This is a genomic window from Vallitalea sp. (genome assembly GCF_025211055.1).
Taxonomy (GTDB): Bacteria; Bacillota; Clostridia; order Lachnospirales; family Vallitaleaceae; genus Vallitalea.
This window is the reverse complement of sequence record NZ_JAOARO010000057.1, coordinates 132,798-151,550: the sequence shown is the minus strand read 5'-3', so window position 1 is coordinate 151,550 and position 18,753 is coordinate 132,798. Positions and strand designations below refer to the sequence as shown.

The following is an 18,753-nucleotide window of genomic DNA, read 5'->3' as shown; positions in this document are numbered from 1 at the left end:
TATTTTTATAGATTTATTATCAATCCAGAATTTTCTATGCTTTTAAGACCCTATATTTTAATAGTTATTTATGATTTGCTTATAAATTTAACAGTTTGTTCATAAATATATAGGGAATAGTGTGTTATAATAATATACAATTTCTATGAAGGAGGGAGTAACATATGAGTGATAACTATAATAGTAACAAAGATGATGTTATCGATGTAAAGTTTAACAATTTAAAAAAGAATGCAAAAAGATCAATTACCCTAGTTGTAATCGTATTAATATTAGTTTTTGTTGGCTTTAACAGTGTTTATATGTTAGATAATAGAGAATCAGCAGTAGTTCTTAGGTTTGGACAGGTGCAGCAGGTAGTTAGCAAAGCAGGTCTACATGTGAAAATCCCTATTGCTGATACAGTAAGAAAAGTTCCAACAGGTAAGGTATTCAAGATGGAATACGGTTTCAAAACAACCCAATCAGGCACAACAAATAAAAGCCCTGAGTATTCTACTGCTAATACAGAAGCAAGAGTTATAGTAGATGGCTCTAATAATAACGCATCATTAATAATGCTTAATCTTATTATACAATATAAGATTGATGATCCAAGAAATTACCTTTTCAAGGTAGATGATGTAGAAGGTACACTACGCTTAGCTCTTGAGGATGTAGTTAGGAATAGCTATCAAACATTTACACTAGATGATGCTAGAACTAATAAAGAGATTATTGATGATGAAATTCTACCTGAATTACAACAAAAACTAAGAAATTATGAAGCTGGAATTGAAATAATGACAGTTGAAACTCAAAATGTTAAATTACTAGATGCTGTGGAAGAAGCTTACAGACAAAAAGAAAATGCCAATCAGTATATGAAAGGTAAGTTAGAAGAAGCTGAAAAATATAATAATACAATTATTCCTCAAGCTCAAGCAGAAGCACAGCAATTAGAAGAGGAAGCTTTTGGGTACAAGGCTGAAGTTATTGCTAATGCAAAAGCTGGAGTGGCACAATACGAAGCTCTATATGAAGAATATAAGATCAATCCTCTGATTGTAAAAGAAAAATATTATATTGAATCTATGAGAGATTTTATAACTAATAATAATATAGTTCTAGATATCACTAATGACTCAGACATATATAAATTCTACAATTTAGAAAATGACAACTTTATTAAAAAGCAAGTAAGTTCTAAGGATAATTAGGGGGGTGCCATAATATGAAGAAAAAATATATTGTTATTATAATACTATTAGTTGTAGGTATAATCTTATTATCTTCAAGTGCTTACATTATTAATGAAGACCAAGTTGCTGTAATTAAGCAATTTGGGAAGATAAAGACAACTGTTATTAATACTAAAGATTATGATTTAGTAAAGCAGAATCTTATAGATAATGATAAAGAGGATGTTAATATTGTTAGAGAGAAAGGGTTACATTTTAAAATTCCTTTCTTACAAAATGTAGAAAAATATGATGCTAAATATCTTACCTATAAATCTCTTACAGAAAAAATCAATACCAAGGATAGTAGATTTTTAGATATTCAGATGTATGCACAATATAGAATTATTGACCCTGTCAAATTCAATGAGTCTGTTATTAATGTAAGTGGTGCTAATTATGTTATGGACCAAAGACTTTATCCTGTTGTAATTCAATCAGGGAATAGATTAGTGTTCAATGAATTTTTTGAAAGTCATATCCTTGAGTCTCATATAACAGAAAAATTAGATGAGTTGAATAATAAGTTATTGGAAGATTTTGGATTATATGTAACAGATGTTGGTGTTAATAGAAAAACTTTTCCAAAAGACAATATTGCTAGTATCGAAAGTAAGATGTCTAAGCAAATTGAAAAAGAAAGTGAAAAATTAATAGCTGAAGGTGATTCTGCTTATCAAAAAGCCAAAGCTAGTACAGACCGTCAAAGAAAAGAATTAATAGCTTCAGCAGTTGAAAAAGCAGCAGTAACAAAAGCTGAGGCTGATGCAGAAGCAATCAAGATTTATCAAGAATCTCTTAAGAAAGACTTAGAGTTCTATAAATTCATTCAGAGAATGGACATCTACAAGAACTTAAAAGATACAACTATATTCTTAGACAAGAACAATGATTTATTAGAGTATGTAAATGGTTATCAATAAGAACTAATATGAAAGACCAACAGTAAATTTTACTGTTGGCTTTTTTTATCAGCTTTTACAGCTGTTAAGATAATATAGAATTAATAATACGATCTTTGTCAATACTATAAAAAGTGAATAGAACTAAATAATTCCTAGTCTATAGCAATTATTTAATTTATATAGAATGAAATCTTAATTGTAAGCATATAATTGATTTTGATTAGTATAATTATTAATGGGGTTGTACTAATATATAAATGTTAAAATGTAGAAAGTGATAGGGTGGTATATATGAAAGACTATATTAATCAAGATGAACTAAGTGTGTTAATAAATTCCAATCACAGAGATCCACATCATATTCTAGGGATTCATGAATATAGAGATAAATATTTCGTTAATGTATTTTTGCCATATACAAAAGAAGTATATTTAGTCGATAAGAATAATACTAAGAAAGTGAAAATGGAAAAAGTACATGAAGCAGGGTTTTATACTATACTCATTAATCAGATAATTGATTATAAATTTTATGTAATAAATGATGAAGGCTATAAGTGGGAGATAGAAGACCCCTATAGATTTCAGAGTCAAATTAGTGATGTAGACCTATATCTTTTTGGCAAGGGAACTCATTATGAAATATATAATAAGCTGGGAGCTCATGTTCTAGAAATAGATGCAGTGTCAGGTGTTATGTTTGCTGTATGGGCGCCTAATGCTATGAGAGTCAGTGTTATAGGTGATTTCAATCATTGGGATGGGAGAATACATCAAATGAGAGAGCTAGGTAATTCTGGGATATATGAGTTATTTATTCCTTCATTGGTGTCTGGTGAAAAATATAAGTATGAGATAAAAACTAAGCAAGGATATCTATTAGAGAAAAGTGATCCATATGGTAATTACTCAGAATTGCGTCCAAGCACAGCTTCTATAGTGGCTAATGTGAATTCCTATGAGTGGCAAGATTCCAAATGGCTGAAAAGTAGAATGAACAAGAATCCTATTAATGAACCAATCTCCATATACGAAGTGCATCTAGGTTCATGGAGACGTGGCGACAAAAACGAATTTTTAAGTTATAAAGAGCTAGCAGATCAATTAATTATATATGTGAAGGATATGGGATATACACACATAGAATTATTACCTATAGCTGAACATCCTTATGATGCTTCATGGGGATATCAAGTCATAGGATACTATGCAGTTACCAGTAGGTTTGGAACACCTGAAGAGTTTATGTATCTAGTAGATTCCTGCCATAATAACAATATTGGTGTAATACTTGACTGGGTACCTGCTCATTTCCCAAAAGATGAGCATGGTCTTATTAGATTTGATGGTACAGCATTATATGAACATGATGACCCAAAAAGAGGAGAACATCCACATTGGGGTACAATGATATTTAATTATGGAAGAAATGAAGTGAGTAACTTTTTAATTGCTAATGCAGTTTATTGGTTTGATAAATTCCATATTGATGGACTTAGAGTAGATGCGGTAGCTTCAATGTTGTATCTTGATTATGGAAAAGATTATGGAGAGTGGATTCCTAATAGAGAGGGTGGAAGAGAAAATCATGAAGCCGTAGAGTTTCTCAAACATCTTAATTCAATAGTCTATAAAAAGTATCCAGGTATTATGATGATTGCTGAAGAGTCAACATCATGGACTGGTGTTTCTAGACCTTCTAATCTAGGTGGTTTAGGTTTCGGCATGAAATGGAACATGGGTTGGATGAATGATTTTCTTAGATATATGAAGAAAGAACCTGTTCACAGAAAATATCATCATAATGATTTGACTTTCAGTATGGTATATGCTTACACTGAGAATTTTATTCTTGTCTTATCACATGATGAAGTAGTACATGGAAAAGGTTCAATGATAGGCAAGATGCCTGGTGATTACTGGCAGAAGTTTGCTAATATTAGAGTGGCTTATGGATTCATGTATGGGCATCCAGGGAAAAAATTACAATTTATGGGTAATGAGTTCGCTCAATTTGAAGAATGGACAGAAAGCAAAAGTCTTGATTGGCATCTTCTATTATATGAAAGTCATAGACAGATACAGGAATATGTTAGAGATATGAATAAATTGTATCATGAAGAAATTGCTTTTTGGTATGATGATTTTTCACAAAGTGGATTTGAATGGATTAATTGTGGTGATTATGAGGAGAGTATTATCACTTTCATAAGAAAAGGAATAGAGATGAAAGATACGTTGGTTTTTATTTGTAATTTTACTCCTATACCAAGAACTATGCATAGGATTGGTGTACCGTATAAAGGAGAGTATAGAGAGATCCTAAGCAGTGATGATGAGAAATATGGTGGAAGTGGTATAATTAATAAGAAGGTAATTAGATCAATGGATTTGGATTGGGATGGAAGAAAGCAGGCAATTGATATAAAAGTTCCACCGTTGGGAATGTCCATATTGAAGTATGAGAGTGTTAAAAAATAACTGATTTGATAGAGGGTATAGTCTTAGGGCTATACCTTATTAAATTTTATTTATTTTGGAAGTGAATTATAATTTGAATATTGTTAATATTAGATGCTTTGCTTTACAATGTAATTATTCAAAGGTATAATTAATAAAATAGAGTTTTTAAGATAAGGGAGAGATTATATATGAATAATAGTAAGATTAAATTATCAAAAGAGAAGCAGGAAATAATAAAAGGACTTATTAAAGAGTATTTTTATGAAGAAAGAGATGAAGAATTAGGAGATCTAGCAGCTATGCTTTTTATGGACTTTATTATAGAAAAGATTGGTCCTGAAATATATAATGAGGCAATAAATGATTGTGTGAAAGTAATGGAGGATAAGGTGGAAGAGTTATATGGGTTGGAAAAGTGATTATATTCTATTAGGGTAGAAGAATAAGGCTTTTGTATAATTGTATGGTATAGTATTGATAGAGTTCTATTAGGAGGAAGTAGTGCTAATAGTATTCAGACATTTAAGTTTCTTAACGGAAACCATTCTTACATTCACTAAGATTTTCTAAGAATGATTTATAAGTCACTCATTATGGATATCAATATTTTTTTTATAGTTTTTCCAGGCTTGAAAATTCTGAAAAGGGCTGTGAGCTTCTAAATATGCGTAGTTGGAGTTATTTTGAGTAGTATTAGAATTTTAATAGCATTAGGTTGGAAAAAAATAAGAAAAAGTTGATATTTTAGGGCTTTTGTGGTTTAATGGATGAGTAGGGAATGTTGAGTTTATGTTGGTTGAACCTTAACAAGAGTTGTATTGAAATATATCAGCTTGTATTATTATTCCTGTACGATTAGCGTTGAACCTTAACAAGAGTTGTATTGAAATATGAAAGTGAGTTAAATGCAAAAGTAACAGAGGATAGTTGAACCTTAACAAGAGTTGTATTGAAATTCGCAGAACTCCACAATAATTATTTTAGGTAAAAAAGTTGAACCTTAACAAGAGTTGTATTGAAATTGTGCTTTAAAATAGTAATGCATGTATGAACCCTCGTTGAACCTTAACAAGAGTTGTATTGAAATATGTGTCAACTGCTCGCTTTATGTCCCAAGGAAGACGTTGAACCTTAACAAGAGTTGTATTGAAATTCCTCACGCTCATATTATGGTTTGGGAGAAAGAACGTTGAACCTTAACAAGAGTTGTATTGAAATTCTGATACAGATGGAACATATGGATATTTTTGTTTTGTTGAACCTTAACAAGAGTTGTATTGAAATCTCAATGATACTTTCATTGATGCAGATGGTAATTCAGTTGAACCTTAACAAGAGTTGTATTGAAATGGAGCAGTAGTGGAAGGAGTATATCCAGATAAAGTAGGTTGAACCTTAACAAGAGTTGTATTGAAATTCTGCATTATAATAATCGTCTGATGTCCAATTGGTGTTGAACCTTAACAAGAGTTGTATTGAAATTTTGATTTACTTCTGATAGTTAAGTTACATGATAAAGTTGAACCTTAACAAGAGTTGTATTGAAATAAAGAATATCTGTCTCAACAATATATTGATATAAAGTTGAACCTTAACAAGAGTTGTATTGAAATGAATGTGAACTACCAATTTGGAATGGGTTAGCATGTTGAACCTTAACAAGAGTTGTATTGAAATCAGGTTACTCTCCTGTTATCAACATCGATGGTAAAGGTTGAACCTTAACAAGAGTTGTATTGAAATGTATATAGTAAAAGATATGAAGGAAGCGTTAAAAAGTTGAACCTTAACAAGAGTTGTATTGAAATTTGGCACATATATACAGGTTGAAGGATAAGGCTATAGTTGAACCTTAACAAGAGTTGTATTGAAATTAGGAAAGATAAAAGAAGAATTACCTAATGCAATAGTTGAACCTTAACAAGAGTTGTATTGAAATTGCGTTAAACAGAACTATTGACCAAGTAGTTACACAGTTGAACCTTAACAAGAGTTGTATTGAAATTCGTTAATCAAGTCATTACTTATGCTGCAAACAAAAGTTGAACCTTAACAAGAGTTGTATTGAAATATAAAATGATGAATATAAAAAGCATCAGGTAGATAAAGTTGAACCTTAACAAGAGTTGTATTGAAATGTATATGATAAGAATCAATAAAGATGGTATATGGGTTGAACCTTAACAAGAGTTGTATTGAAATAATTCTATATCATTCAGTTTCATGTTTTGGATTTCAAGTTGAACCTTAACAAGAGTTGTATTGAAATTCCTTACCGGTCTTTATAAATTGAATCAGTTTATTAGTTGAACCTTAACAAGAGTTGTATTGAAATGTAGGATTAGTACCAAACAATATAATTAGAATAGCGTTGAACCTTAACAAGAGTTGTATTGAAATCTTTTTACAGGCTTAATGGTAGGAGTATGTTACATGTTGAACCTTAACAAGAGTTGTATTGAAATTGCGTTATTTAAAATGTTTACCAATGAAACAATGGGTTGAACCTTAACAAGAGTTGTATTGAAATATATTAGATTCTATCCAAGCATATGAAGACCAAGAAAGTTGAACCTTAACAAGAGTTGTATTGAAATAGAGTAAAATTGTGTTTAGTATTGCTAATAAAATAAGTTGAACCTTAACAAGAGTTGTATTGAAATTTTAGCAATGAGAGCCGATGATGATGGTTTTGTTGGTTGAACCTTAACAAGAGTTGTATTGAAATGCCCGACCCCCTTACTATATTAAATATCCATTGCCGTTGAACCTTAACAAGAGTTGTATTGAAATTTTTGTGTTGTTTTCTTACTTGTAACAAATGGGATAAGTTGAACCTTAACAAGAGTTGTATTGAAATTAAATTGTTTTAAATACACCATAATTCTTTATATCAGTTGAACCTTAACAAGAGTTGTATTGAAATTGCTACAATATCAGTTAGTGTTATTTTTTTCTTATTGTTGAACCTTAACAAGAGTTGTATTGAAATATTCGAGAACATGCGGATAAGGGAGATTTATCCGAGTTGAACCTTAACAAGAGTCGTATTGAAATTAGACAACCCATTTGAGAAAGTCTAAGGGCTTCCAAGTTGAACCATAATAAGATTAGAGCAATAAGCTTATAATGTTGATTGAGAAGTATATATATTATTTGGAAGTATATAGACAAAATAAGATAGATTAAATAACTTATACTAATTATAATTGATGTTATTATTGAAACATATTGACAATTGAGAAGTATGCGTTTATAATTAATATTGTAATTATTCTAGTCACTATATGATTAATAGAAGATAATTACCATTATACAATTGTATTTTGAAACTTATATGATTATATAGAAGATGTATATAAGTTAATATTAAAAAACCTTGACATTGGATGTAATGCTTCTGGCAAATAAATTAAAGAGTGTTTAATTATAGGATACACACCATTAATTATTATCTTTTTATTAATAATACTTATTTCATTTTATATACCAAAAGAAAGAAAAATAAAAAAATAATATAATGCCAGAAGCAATTATATTATTATTATAATATAATACAATAGCAATAATTGAATTATATTTCGAGGAGGGATTAATTGAAATATTACGAACTAATAAATTCTGTAGTACTAAAACAAGATATTCCATTCGCTCATAGTTTTAGCATAACGAGTGAATATATTAACAAAGCAATGCTTAGAAACAATGAATTAAAGCATATACACAAAAACAATAAAGTAAAACTATATAACTTCTCTAGCTTTTATCCAATAGAGAAAGATAAAATCTATAAAAAAGGTAGAGTATATATATTCAGAATAAGAAGTATTGACCAACAATTTTTGACTAATCTTATGACATCTATGAAGACCACATTAGTAGACACACTTCAAATAATTAATTCAGAATTAATTATCAGAAAGCAAAAACCAATAAAAGAAATAGTATCTATAACACCAGTAGTAATAACCAGTGAAGAAGGGTATAAACTACCAGAATTAAATCAATTAGAATTTGTAGAAAAAAGATTGAAGGCATTACTAGAAAAGAAATATAATACTTATTTTGATAAAACGTTATCAGTAAATGAGTTAGCTATCAATATTCAAAGAACTAATGATAAACCAATAAAAATACCTTATAAAAATATTAATTTATTAGGTTACAAATTCAAACTAGAAATTGATTTAACTGATGAAGCACAGACTCTAGCTACTCTTGCATTAGCTTCAGGACTGGGAGAAAAGTCGAGTTTGGGATTTGGGTATTGTGTAGCAAATTTTATAAGAAGGTGATAGATTGTTAGAAGAATTAGTTAGCTTATTTGAAAAAGCTTATGAAGTGAAAGGCGATTCACTTATTTTAGATAGTTATAAATTAAAAACAGGTATCTATATTAAGATTAATAGAGAAGGTAAGATTGAAGAACAAAAGATATATGATAAAAAAGATGAAGTCTATAGAGATGATACATATAGGTGGTTTTGCAAAAGAGATTATATATCCAATCTTCTTGATATGAATAAACCAATAGACCCTAAGAAAAAATTGCATTCTAATAATTATCTTACTCTATTTTTTAAGAAAGATACTGTAATTGGAGATAAGAAAATAGACTATAGTAAGTTAGAAGAAAGAATTATTGAGTACTATGACATTTTGTTAGATCCACAAATAAAATATAAAAAGAGAAAGAAATCATTAGAATTATATAATAGTATTACTGAACCAATTAATGAAGAAAATATCATTTGGTGTAAACAATATATGTTGGAAAATTTACCAAGCATTATAAGTAATTTAGAAAAAATAGATTTTAGTAATTACGTGAGAATATTTTTTGATTTTCCTACTGAAGACTACGAAATTGAATCAAAAAGATATTTAGTTCCCAATTTATTTAATGCTAATGAATATAATAAAACTATTAATGGTGAGATATATGGGCTTACTAATAATAATATGGGACTTAACGTTAAAAAACCATATCTAGAACACAAAACAATGGTAAATAATATACCTTGTCTAATAAAAAGCTCAGATATTCTTATGCATAAGAAATTTTTTGATTGGTTAGGCACTAGGAAAAGTGGTTGCTTATATATAAAGTATGACTCTGATTTCATAACAGGTATTGAGGAAGAAATAAAAATTGGACAAGAAGGATATTATTTTCTATATCTTGAACAAGGAAAAACAGCAGAAGTAAAAAACTTTGATATTATTCCAATGTTTAATAGTAATGTGAATATAGAGATTTATAATTATCTAAGAGCTAAATATAAGATAGAAGATGAGTGGGAAGAATATCCTTATCTGAAGAAAAAAACAAGAATTGAATTAGAAAATTATATAAATGAGATTTGGTTTGATAAACGTCTAAAATCTAATTATTTTCAAGAACCAAAAAATATTAAAAAAATAAGTCAAGACTTAAAAAATATAATTATAATTGTTAGACAAGCTATGTTCAATTATTTTAAATTAAGTGATGATAATAGTATTAATAATATAATTCACAAATATGGTATTAAGATTGTAACATTACAGCTTAGAGATAACTCAATATCAAAAGCTATAAAAGCCTATAATCTATATATTGCACTAGTGAGTCAAATAGGAGGGAATGAAGATATGCCAGGAATGCTAAATGATACAATGGATACATTGTATTCTAAAATAAAAGAAAGTCACGCAGATTGTGATAATGATAGACAGTATTATTTTTTAGCTGGACAGGTAGTTAGATTTATATTACAGAAAACTAAAGCAAAAGACAAGAATCAAAATCATGATGTGGTGAATACTTACTTAGAATGCAACAATGATAAAAAACTGAAAGATGAAATAAAATATACATTTATGAAATATAGTCATGCTATTGTAATGAAAGATATTAGATTTAATAATGCACTATCAATGGTACAGATGTATGAACCTGAAAATAGTAAAGTTGACACACAGATGTTCTTAGCAGGTTATCTAGCAGCCAATATATTATATAAGAAGGAGAATGAATAGATGGATAATAGAGTTTATGGAGTAATAGGGGTTAAGAGTATTATGTCTAATTGGAATGCTGATTTTACAGGACGTCCCAAAACTATAAGTGATAATAGGACTTTTGGAAGTGATAAAGCATTAAAATATAGTATGAAAAAATATTGGGAAAATAAAGGCGAAAAAGTATTATATATGAAATCTTACCAAATAAATAAAGAAAAATTACAGCCAAAAACATTAGAAGGAAGATACGCAGAGCTATTTGAACCAATAGATAAAAAAACACCTTCAGAAAATATATTGAAAAATTTATTCAGTGCTATAGATATTATGTGTTTTGGAGCAACATTTGCAGCAGAAAAAAATAATATTTCTATAACAGGAGCTATTCAAGTAGGGCAGGGATTTAATCATTATGAGAAAAGTGAAGTGGAAATACAAGATATTTTATCACCATTCAGTACTGATGAGACTAAAGATGCATCAACACTAGGTAAAAAGATTGTAAGTGACGAGGCACATTATTTCTATCCAGTAGTAGTTAATCCAAAAGCATATAACAATTATATAAATATAATAGATGATTTTAATGGCTTTAGTGAAGAAGCATATAAGCTTTTCAAAGAAGCTAGTCTATGTAGTGCTACATTATTAGCAACTAATAGTAAAATTGGATGTGAAAATGAATTTACCTTTTTCTTAGAATGTGAAGAAGATGTATATCTACCTAATCTAGCCGCTTATATTGAATTTGAAAAAGGCGAAAATGACATTATTAGATTAAAGAATTCTTCACTACTTCAACAAGAAGGTATTCAGAAGATAGAAGTATATTACAATCCATATTCAACTAAAGTAGAAGGATTTGATAGTGATAAAACTACATATATGAATATCTTTACGAAAGAAGTGATTTAATGACAGGGTTAACTTTTAGACTTAGTGGAAATACTGCAATGTTTAAAAAACGTGATGTAAATAGCAGTATTTATCTTACTTATAATCATATACATAAAGTTGCTTTATTAGGACTTCTTGGTTCTATAATTGGACTAGATGGTTATTTACAACAATTTCAGTATAATGAATTACATGAAGATAAAATGGAGTTTCCTAAGTTCTATGAAAAGCTACAAGATTTAAAAGTTGCAATAGTACCTCTTTCTTCAAAAGGCTATTTCTCCAAGAAATTGCAAGTATTTAATAACAGTGTAGGTTATGCTAGTGCAGAAGAGGGAGGCAATCTTATAGTAAGAGAGTATTGGTTAGAATACCCTAAGTGGCAAATTTATCTATATAGTGCCAATCAGAACATAATGAGTAAACTTAAAGATTATTTACTTGGAGGTAAATGCGTATATACTCCATATCTTGGGAAAAATGATCATTTAGCAGATATAACTCATGTAAAAGAAGTGGAATTTAGTATACCAAAAGAAGTAGATAAAATTAATAGTCTAGTATCAATGAAAAAAATTAATTTTACAACAGGTTCATTAAGAAATAAAAATAAAGAAGATATGTTCATGTTTAAAGAAAGTCTACCAATAGAATTAGTGCCATATGACAATATTTATGTATTTGATACTTTTATATATACAAACCAATATGTAAAAGATATTTTGGAAGATAAATGCATATATAGTTGTGAAGGCAATAATTTGTATATGTTTTGATTATAAGGGACTATTATACAATACATTTTTACTTGATATATTATACATATATAAGTAGATATATTGTTAATATGTCCCTTTCAATAGCTTAACAGCAATTAACATATATTAGTTTTTTTCAATACATGTATTTTGATATTATTTATGACTAGGGAGGGCTTTTATATGAAGTATAATTATATTAAGATCAAGGAATATATTCCAAGTATAGACAATTATTTTGCTCATACTTGCAAAAGTAATAAAGAGAAAGAAAAACTGTTAGAACATATGGATAGAACTAAAAAATATATGGAGCTTATATTTCAAGGCAAAAATATTGATAGTATATTAGAAAATATTTTAAATGAATTTAAGTATAGAAGTAATTTTATTAAACCTAATGTAAAACAATTCCTATTTGAGCTTTTTATAAATGGAATATATCTTCATGATATAGGCAAAATTAATGCCAATTTCCAGAAAGCTAGAATGAAGAATCCAATATTTAAGAATTATGTTGGAGATTTCAATCATTCAATGAATTCCAGTGTATTATATAGCAATATATTTTATATGAGATTAAATGAATTAGATATAGATGATGATGAATTTAAATTTCTATATTATTGTATTTACATATTTTCATATCTAATAAGCAAACACCATACAAGACTTAGTACACTTCTTTCATACGGAGAATCTATTAATGAATTTAACGATAGTTTTGAGGAGTTCTATGTTACTGGTTACATGGAAGATGTTGAAGATAATGTTGATTCACTTAAAGAAAATAGATTAATAAGTATATATAGTTTAATTGAGCCAAAAGGAGCAATGTTTATCTTATCAAAATTATTTTACTCTATTTTAGTGGGTTCTGACTACTATGCAACTTATGAATATATGTCAGATAGTGATATTAAGCTAGAAGATATGGGGAATATGAATAACTATATAGAAGAAATAAGTAAGGAATATGAAAATACTTCTATATATAAGAAGATAAAACAATACTCAATGCATATTAATAAAAATAAAAATGTTGAAAATCCTTTTACCAAAACACCTATTAATGAACTTAGGTCAGAGATGTTTCTAGAAGCTACTGAAAATATTATTAGAAATAGTGATAAAAATATATTTTACCTAGAAGCTCCTACAGGAAGTGGTAAGACTAACACATCTATTAATTTGGCACTTAATTTATTTAAAGCTAATAAAAAATTAAACAAATTATTTTACATATTCCCATTTAATACACTAGTAGAACAAACAGCAGAAGAACTTGATAAATCTTTTGGTAAAATAATAGATATAACAATAATGAACTCTATAACGCCTATAAAAACTAATGTACACAATAATAGTAATGATGAAGAAATAGTTGATTATGAGAAAGGATATCTTAATTATATCTTTCTAAACTATCCATTAGTAGTTACAACACATGTTAAGCTTTTTAATATGTTATTTGGTACTACAAGAGAAGAATGCATACCTATTGCTCATCTAGCTAATAGTGTTATTATTATTGATGAAATACAAAGTTATGCAATTAAGTTATGGAAAGAAATGATATATTTTCTAGATAGATATAGTTCCATGCTTAATATAAAAGTAATTATCATGTCCGCAACTCTGCCTAAAATAGATATTTTACTTAATAATAAACAAGCCAAATATGTCAATCTAATTAATGATAGAAATAAATATTATAAAAAACCTTTATTCAAAAATAGAGTTAATCTAGATTTCTCAATGATTAATAATCCATTACAGGGAGAAGATATTAATGAAAAATTGAAGAATCTACTTGATAAAGTAGGACAAGTCTGGGAATCAAGAGGAAAATGTAAAATATTAGTTGAGTTTTTGCAAACTAGAACAGCTAGAATATTTTACAATATGGCTAAGGAAAAATGGAAGGATAAATATGATCAAGGAATAATATTAGAACTTACAGGAAGTGATAATAAAAATGTAAGAAAGAATATAATAAATAATGTTAAAAATGTGTTTGAAGATTGTCTATTAATATCTACCCAAGTAATAGAAGCAGGTGTTGACATTGATATGAATATAGGGTTCAAATCAATTTCTTTTCTAGATGCTGAAGAGCAGTTCTTAGGAAGAATTAATAGGTCTTGTAAAAACAAAGACAAGAGTATAGCATACTTCTTTAATATGGATGAAGCAAAAGTAGTATATAGAAACGACTATAGAATGAATCAAACATTACTAGACACTAATATTCAACAGATGCTTATAGATAAGGATTTTGAACCATTCTATAGAAAAGCTCTTGAAGATATTGAAAATGTGAAAAATAGATGTGATGGTAATAATTTTACTATAACCCTAAACGAAATAGATAGCCTTAATTTCACTGCAATAGAAGATAAGATGAAATTAATAGATGAACAAAATACTATAGAGCTATTTTTAAATCTAAAAGAAAAAATAGATGGAATTGAAGTGGATGGAAAACAGGTATGGAATGAGTATATTACTCTATTACATGACACCACAATTCCCTTTGCTAAGAAAAAAATACTATTATCAGAAGTAAAAGCAAAAATGAATTATTTCATATATTCAATCTATGTAAGAACGAAGAAGAAAGGTATGAAAATTGAGCCTAATGATTATAACGATAAATTGGGAGAGTTATATTATTATGAGAATGGTAAGAGATTTATTGAAGATGATAAGTTCAGTAAAGAAAAGGCATATGAGCTTTTGAAAAATAATTTTTGTGAAAGTGATTTCTTATAGGAGGTGGATTATGAAAGTAACAGGAACTCTAATTAATTATTATTTTCATTGTAAAAGACAATGTTATCTATTTGGTAATAAGCTTAATCTAGAAAATAATTCAGAAGATGTTATGATTGGAAGAGTTTTACACGAATTGAAAAATAAAGGTAAGAAAAATACAGAGATAGCAATAGATAATATTAAGATTGATAAAATAACTGAGGATTATGTAGTAGAGATAAAAAAATCTGATGCAGATATTAATGCTGCTAAATGGCAGTTATTATTCTATCTATACATACTGAAACAAAAAGGAATAGCTAAAAAAGGCAAAATTGTAGTAGTAGAAAAGAAAAAAGATAATAAAAAAACTCATTATGTTGAGTTGGATGAGGAAAGTGAGAAGCAGATATTAGAGTTACAAAGTCATATTATTAATCTATTAGAAACAGATAGTATTCCAAGTGTCATTAATAAACCTACTTGCAAGAAATGTGCATATTATGAATACTGCTATATATAGGGGGAACATAAATGGGAAAAACTAAATATATATTTACAATGGGAGATTTAAAAAGAAAAGATAATACATTATGCTTTAGAAATGAGAGAGGAATACTAAATCATTTACCAATAGAAAATGTAAGAGAGCTATACATACTTAATGAAGTAAGTATTAATACAAAGTTGTTAGATTTTTTATCAAGAGCAGGAATAGTAGTTCACTTTTTCAATTACTATAATAATTATAGTGGGACATTTTATTCGAAAGAATATCTGCTTAGTGGAAAATTGAAAATAAAACAAGCTTTAGCTTATACTGACGAAAAAAGGTTGTTTATTGCAAGAGCAATAGTTAAAGGAATTGCTTCTAATATGAGAGATGTATTATATCATTACTATAGACATGGCAAGAAAGAATTAAAAGAGTTCATAGATTATTGCAAAGATATAGATGAATTATTAGTGAAAGAAGATAATATAAAATATATACTTATGATAGAAGGTTCATTATGGGCTAGATTCTACAGTAGCTTTAAATATTTTCTTAGAGAAGATTTCGTTATGGCTAAGAGAGTTAAAAGACCTCCTGATAATCCAATTAATTCACTGATTTCATTTGGTAATTCTATGTTATATGCTAAAACAATAACTATGCTATATCATACTCACCTAGATCAAACAATTAGTTATCTTCATGAACCTTCCGAATCTAGGTTTTCCCTTAGTTTGGATATATCGGAAGTTTTTAAACCAGTTATTGTGTATAAGACTATATTTGATCTAGTTAATACTAGGCAATTGACTGTTAGTAAACATTTTGATAAAAATTTAAATTATTGTTTACTTAATGAAAAAGGCAAGAAAATATTCATAGAGGGATATGAAAATCGTTTACATACAGTGTTTCAGCACGAAGGATTAAATAGAAAAATCACTTATGAAACAGCTATAAAATATGATGGATATAAATTAATTAAGTATCTTATGGAAGACAAGCCATTTCAACCATTTAATGAAAATCTAAAGAAATAAGGTGATACTAATGCAAAAGAAGAAAAACTATAATTATATATTTGTCTTCTATGACGTTAATGAAAAAAGAGTAGCAAAGGTGTTCAAAATATGCAAAAAATATTTAACACATCATCAGAAATCTGTATTTAGAGGTGAGATTACTACTGCAAAACTGATTAAGTTAGAAAGTGAATTAAAAAATATAATATATGAGGAAGAGGACTTTGTAACTTTTATTAATTTATTAGGAGATTATGTATTTGATGAAGTAACACTAGGGACTAATCCTAAACAGCCTGATGGCGATTTATTCATTTGATTTTCCAGGTATGAATATTCTGAAAAAACTTTAAACCCTCTATTTATCAACGTTAAAGAGCACTTTGCACACTCAAAAATATTTTTATGAATTAGGGTGGAAAAAATGAAGATAATGTTGATATTTTAGAGGGTTTGTGGTTTAATATTAGTTAGAGGAATGTTGGATTTATATTGGTTGAACCTTAACAATAGTTGTATTGAAATTGCTCCCTTCCAGTAGCTCTGGATTTTCATATATATGTTGAACCTTAACAATAGTTGTATTGAAATTCGCAGAACTCCACAATAATTATTTTAGGTAAAAAAGTTGAACCTTAACAATAGTTGTATTGAAATATGTTTCCAAATCTTCTTCTGTAATTTCTATTTTTTCGTTGAACCTTAACAATAGTTGTATTGAAATTTGAATAAAATTAAGGGGGTTTATATTATGTTGATTGTTGAACCTTAACAATAGTTGTATTGAAATTGAAGTTAACTGGTAATGTAAAAATATAATATAAGGTTGAACCTTAACAATAGTTGTATTGAAATTGAAACTCTAATTCATCTTGAATTTCTTGTATACTAGGTTGAACCTTAACAATAGTTGTATTGAAATTTAGGATACTTACAACAAACTTTATATGCTAAATCAAGTTGAACCTTAACAATAGTTGTATTGAAATTTGAGAGAATACCCATTTGGATGAGTTCTGTTCTCAGTTGAACCTTAACAATAGTTGTATTGAAATCAATCCATTTTTAATCTACCTAACATCATGTAATTAAAGTTGAACCTTAACAATAGTTGTATTGAAATAGTCCTTGTGCTTTTTCAATGTCCTCTAAATCATTTGTTGAACCTTAACAATAGTTGTATTGAAATATTAATGCATCTGATGTACTGTAATATATGTCTTCTTGTTGAACCTTAACAATAGTTGTATTGAAATTGAATATTAATAAGTGCTTTTATTTGTTGTTTAATTGTTGAACCTTAACAATAGTTGTATTGAAATGGAGTAAAGTCGGAAGGTAAATTAAGTGTATTGGAGTTGAACCTTAACAATAGTTGTATTGAAATTCTAAGGTGTCTGACCCTGTTGCTCTTATAACAGCTGTGTTGAACCTTAACAATAGTTGTATTGAAATTTTATAGCCCATGTTGTTTTTCCACTTCCCATTATACGTTGAACCTTAACAATAGTTGTATTGAAATTATTGCACTAGTTTTACCTCCCAACCAAGCTTTAAAGGTTGAACCTTAACAATAGTTGTATTGAAATTGTTTTCCGTTACGTGCTGATATATTTGTTGGGTAGGTTGAACCTTAACAATAGTTGTATTGAAATTTAAATGAGTATATCTGTCCATGAGCTATATTATAAGTTGAACCTTAACAATAGTTGTATTGAAATATATTAATGTATTCTTATAGCTCGATCATCCCAGTAGTTGAACCTTAACAATAGTTGTATTGAAATCTTGTATACTCTGCTAAATCTAAAGTAGGATATACTGTTGAACCTTAACAATAGTTGTATTGAAATCTTAGTTTACGTTGTGGGTTATATTTCCCGAAACTGTTGAACCTTAACAATAGTTGTATTGAAATTCGTCAGCAATTCTGTGACCATTGTCTTTTGTACATAGTTGAACCTTAACAATAGTTGTATTGAAATACTTTTTAAAAATTGACCATAGTTTGGTTAATATAAGTTGAACCTTAACAATAGTTGTATTGAAATCCTATATAATTATAATCTATATTAATCTACATATTTAGTTGAACATTAACAATAGTTGTATTGAAATTTTGAATTGGAAACAAGAATTAAGAATGAGCAATGAGTTGAACCTTAACAATAGTTGTATTGAAATTTAGTATAGTGACCTCCTGTATCAAGACAAGTAGCGTTGAACCTT

General features: G+C 28.0%; 12 protein-coding genes and 2 CRISPR repeat arrays (1 of these 14 cut by a window edge). All 12 genes read left to right on the top strand.

Annotated elements, in window-relative coordinates; all coding sequences use genetic code 11:
- The first annotated feature begins 164 nt into the window (after positions 1-164).
- The 12 genes from hflK to cas2 all read left to right on the top strand — a co-directional run bounded on the left by hflK (position 165) and on the right by cas2 (position 16,843).
- The gene (gene hflK, locus N4A55_RS07850) at positions 165-1,199 is read left to right on the top strand and encodes an FtsH protease activity modulator HflK (RefSeq protein ID WP_293755047.1); all 1,035 of its coding nucleotides are present in this window, start codon (positions 165-167) and stop codon (positions 1,197-1,199) included.
- A gap of 14 nt (positions 1,200-1,213) precedes the next feature.
- Positions 1,214-2,143, top strand: a complete 930-nt coding sequence (locus N4A55_RS07845; protein WP_293755046.1) for an SPFH domain-containing protein — start codon at positions 1,214-1,216, stop codon at positions 2,141-2,143.
- Positions 2,144-2,416: 273 nt separating this feature from the next.
- The gene (glgB, locus tag N4A55_RS07840; RefSeq protein WP_293755045.1) at positions 2,417-4,606 is read left to right on the top strand and encodes a 1,4-alpha-glucan branching protein GlgB; all 2,190 of its coding nucleotides are present in this window, start codon (positions 2,417-2,419) and stop codon (positions 4,604-4,606) included.
- Between the two features lie 170 nt (positions 4,607-4,776).
- Positions 4,777-5,007 (top strand): DUF2164 domain-containing protein, encoded by a 231-nt coding sequence (locus tag N4A55_RS07835; RefSeq protein ID WP_293755044.1) that lies wholly within the window; start codon positions 4,777-4,779, stop codon positions 5,005-5,007.
- A 376-nt stretch (positions 5,008-5,383) separates the two neighbouring features.
- Positions 5,384-7,645: direct repeats of the CRISPR family, unit length 30 nt; unit sequence GTTGAACCTTAACAAGAGTTGTATTGAAAT.
- Between the two features lie 539 nt (positions 7,646-8,184).
- Entirely contained in the window at positions 8,185-8,883 is a 699-nt protein-coding gene (gene cas6 / locus N4A55_RS07830) for a CRISPR-associated endoribonuclease Cas6 (protein ID WP_293755043.1), read from the top strand.
- Positions 8,884-8,887: 4 nt separating this feature from the next.
- Positions 8,888-10,609 (top strand): hypothetical protein, encoded by a 1,722-nt coding sequence (locus N4A55_RS07825; protein WP_293755042.1) that lies wholly within the window; start codon positions 8,888-8,890, stop codon positions 10,607-10,609.
- On the top strand, positions 10,610-11,509 hold the full coding sequence (locus N4A55_RS07820) for a type I CRISPR-associated protein Cas7 (protein ID WP_293755041.1): 900 nt from the start codon (positions 10,610-10,612) through the stop codon (positions 11,507-11,509). It abuts the gene before it with no gap.
- On the top strand, positions 11,509-12,267 hold the full coding sequence (gene cas5b / locus N4A55_RS07815) for a type I-B CRISPR-associated protein Cas5b (RefSeq protein ID WP_293755040.1): 759 nt from the start codon (positions 11,509-11,511) through the stop codon (positions 12,265-12,267). The genes N4A55_RS07820 and cas5b overlap by 1 nt, the downstream gene beginning before the upstream one ends.
- Positions 12,268-12,432: 165 nt before the next feature.
- Positions 12,433-15,024 carry a CRISPR-associated helicase Cas3' gene (gene cas3, locus N4A55_RS07810; protein WP_293755039.1) on the top strand — a complete coding sequence of 864 codons (2,592 nt, stop codon included), beginning with the start codon at positions 12,433-12,435 and terminating at the stop codon, positions 15,022-15,024.
- A 10-nt stretch (positions 15,025-15,034) separates the two neighbouring features.
- Complete coding sequence (gene cas4, locus N4A55_RS07805) at positions 15,035-15,529, top strand: CRISPR-associated protein Cas4 (protein ID WP_293755038.1); 495 nt, start codon at positions 15,035-15,037, stop codon at positions 15,527-15,529.
- Positions 15,530-15,540: 11 nt separating this feature from the next.
- The gene (cas1b, locus tag N4A55_RS07800) at positions 15,541-16,542 is read left to right on the top strand and encodes a type I-B CRISPR-associated endonuclease Cas1b (RefSeq protein WP_293755037.1); all 1,002 of its coding nucleotides are present in this window, start codon (positions 15,541-15,543) and stop codon (positions 16,540-16,542) included.
- A gap of 10 nt (positions 16,543-16,552) precedes the next feature.
- Complete coding sequence (gene cas2 / locus N4A55_RS07795; protein ID WP_293755036.1) at positions 16,553-16,843, top strand: CRISPR-associated endonuclease Cas2; 291 nt, start codon at positions 16,553-16,555, stop codon at positions 16,841-16,843.
- 176 nt (positions 16,844-17,019) lie between these two features.
- Positions 17,020-18,753: direct repeats of the CRISPR family, unit length 30 nt; unit sequence GTTGAACCTTAACAATAGTTGTATTGAAAT; it runs 1,995 nt beyond the window's last position.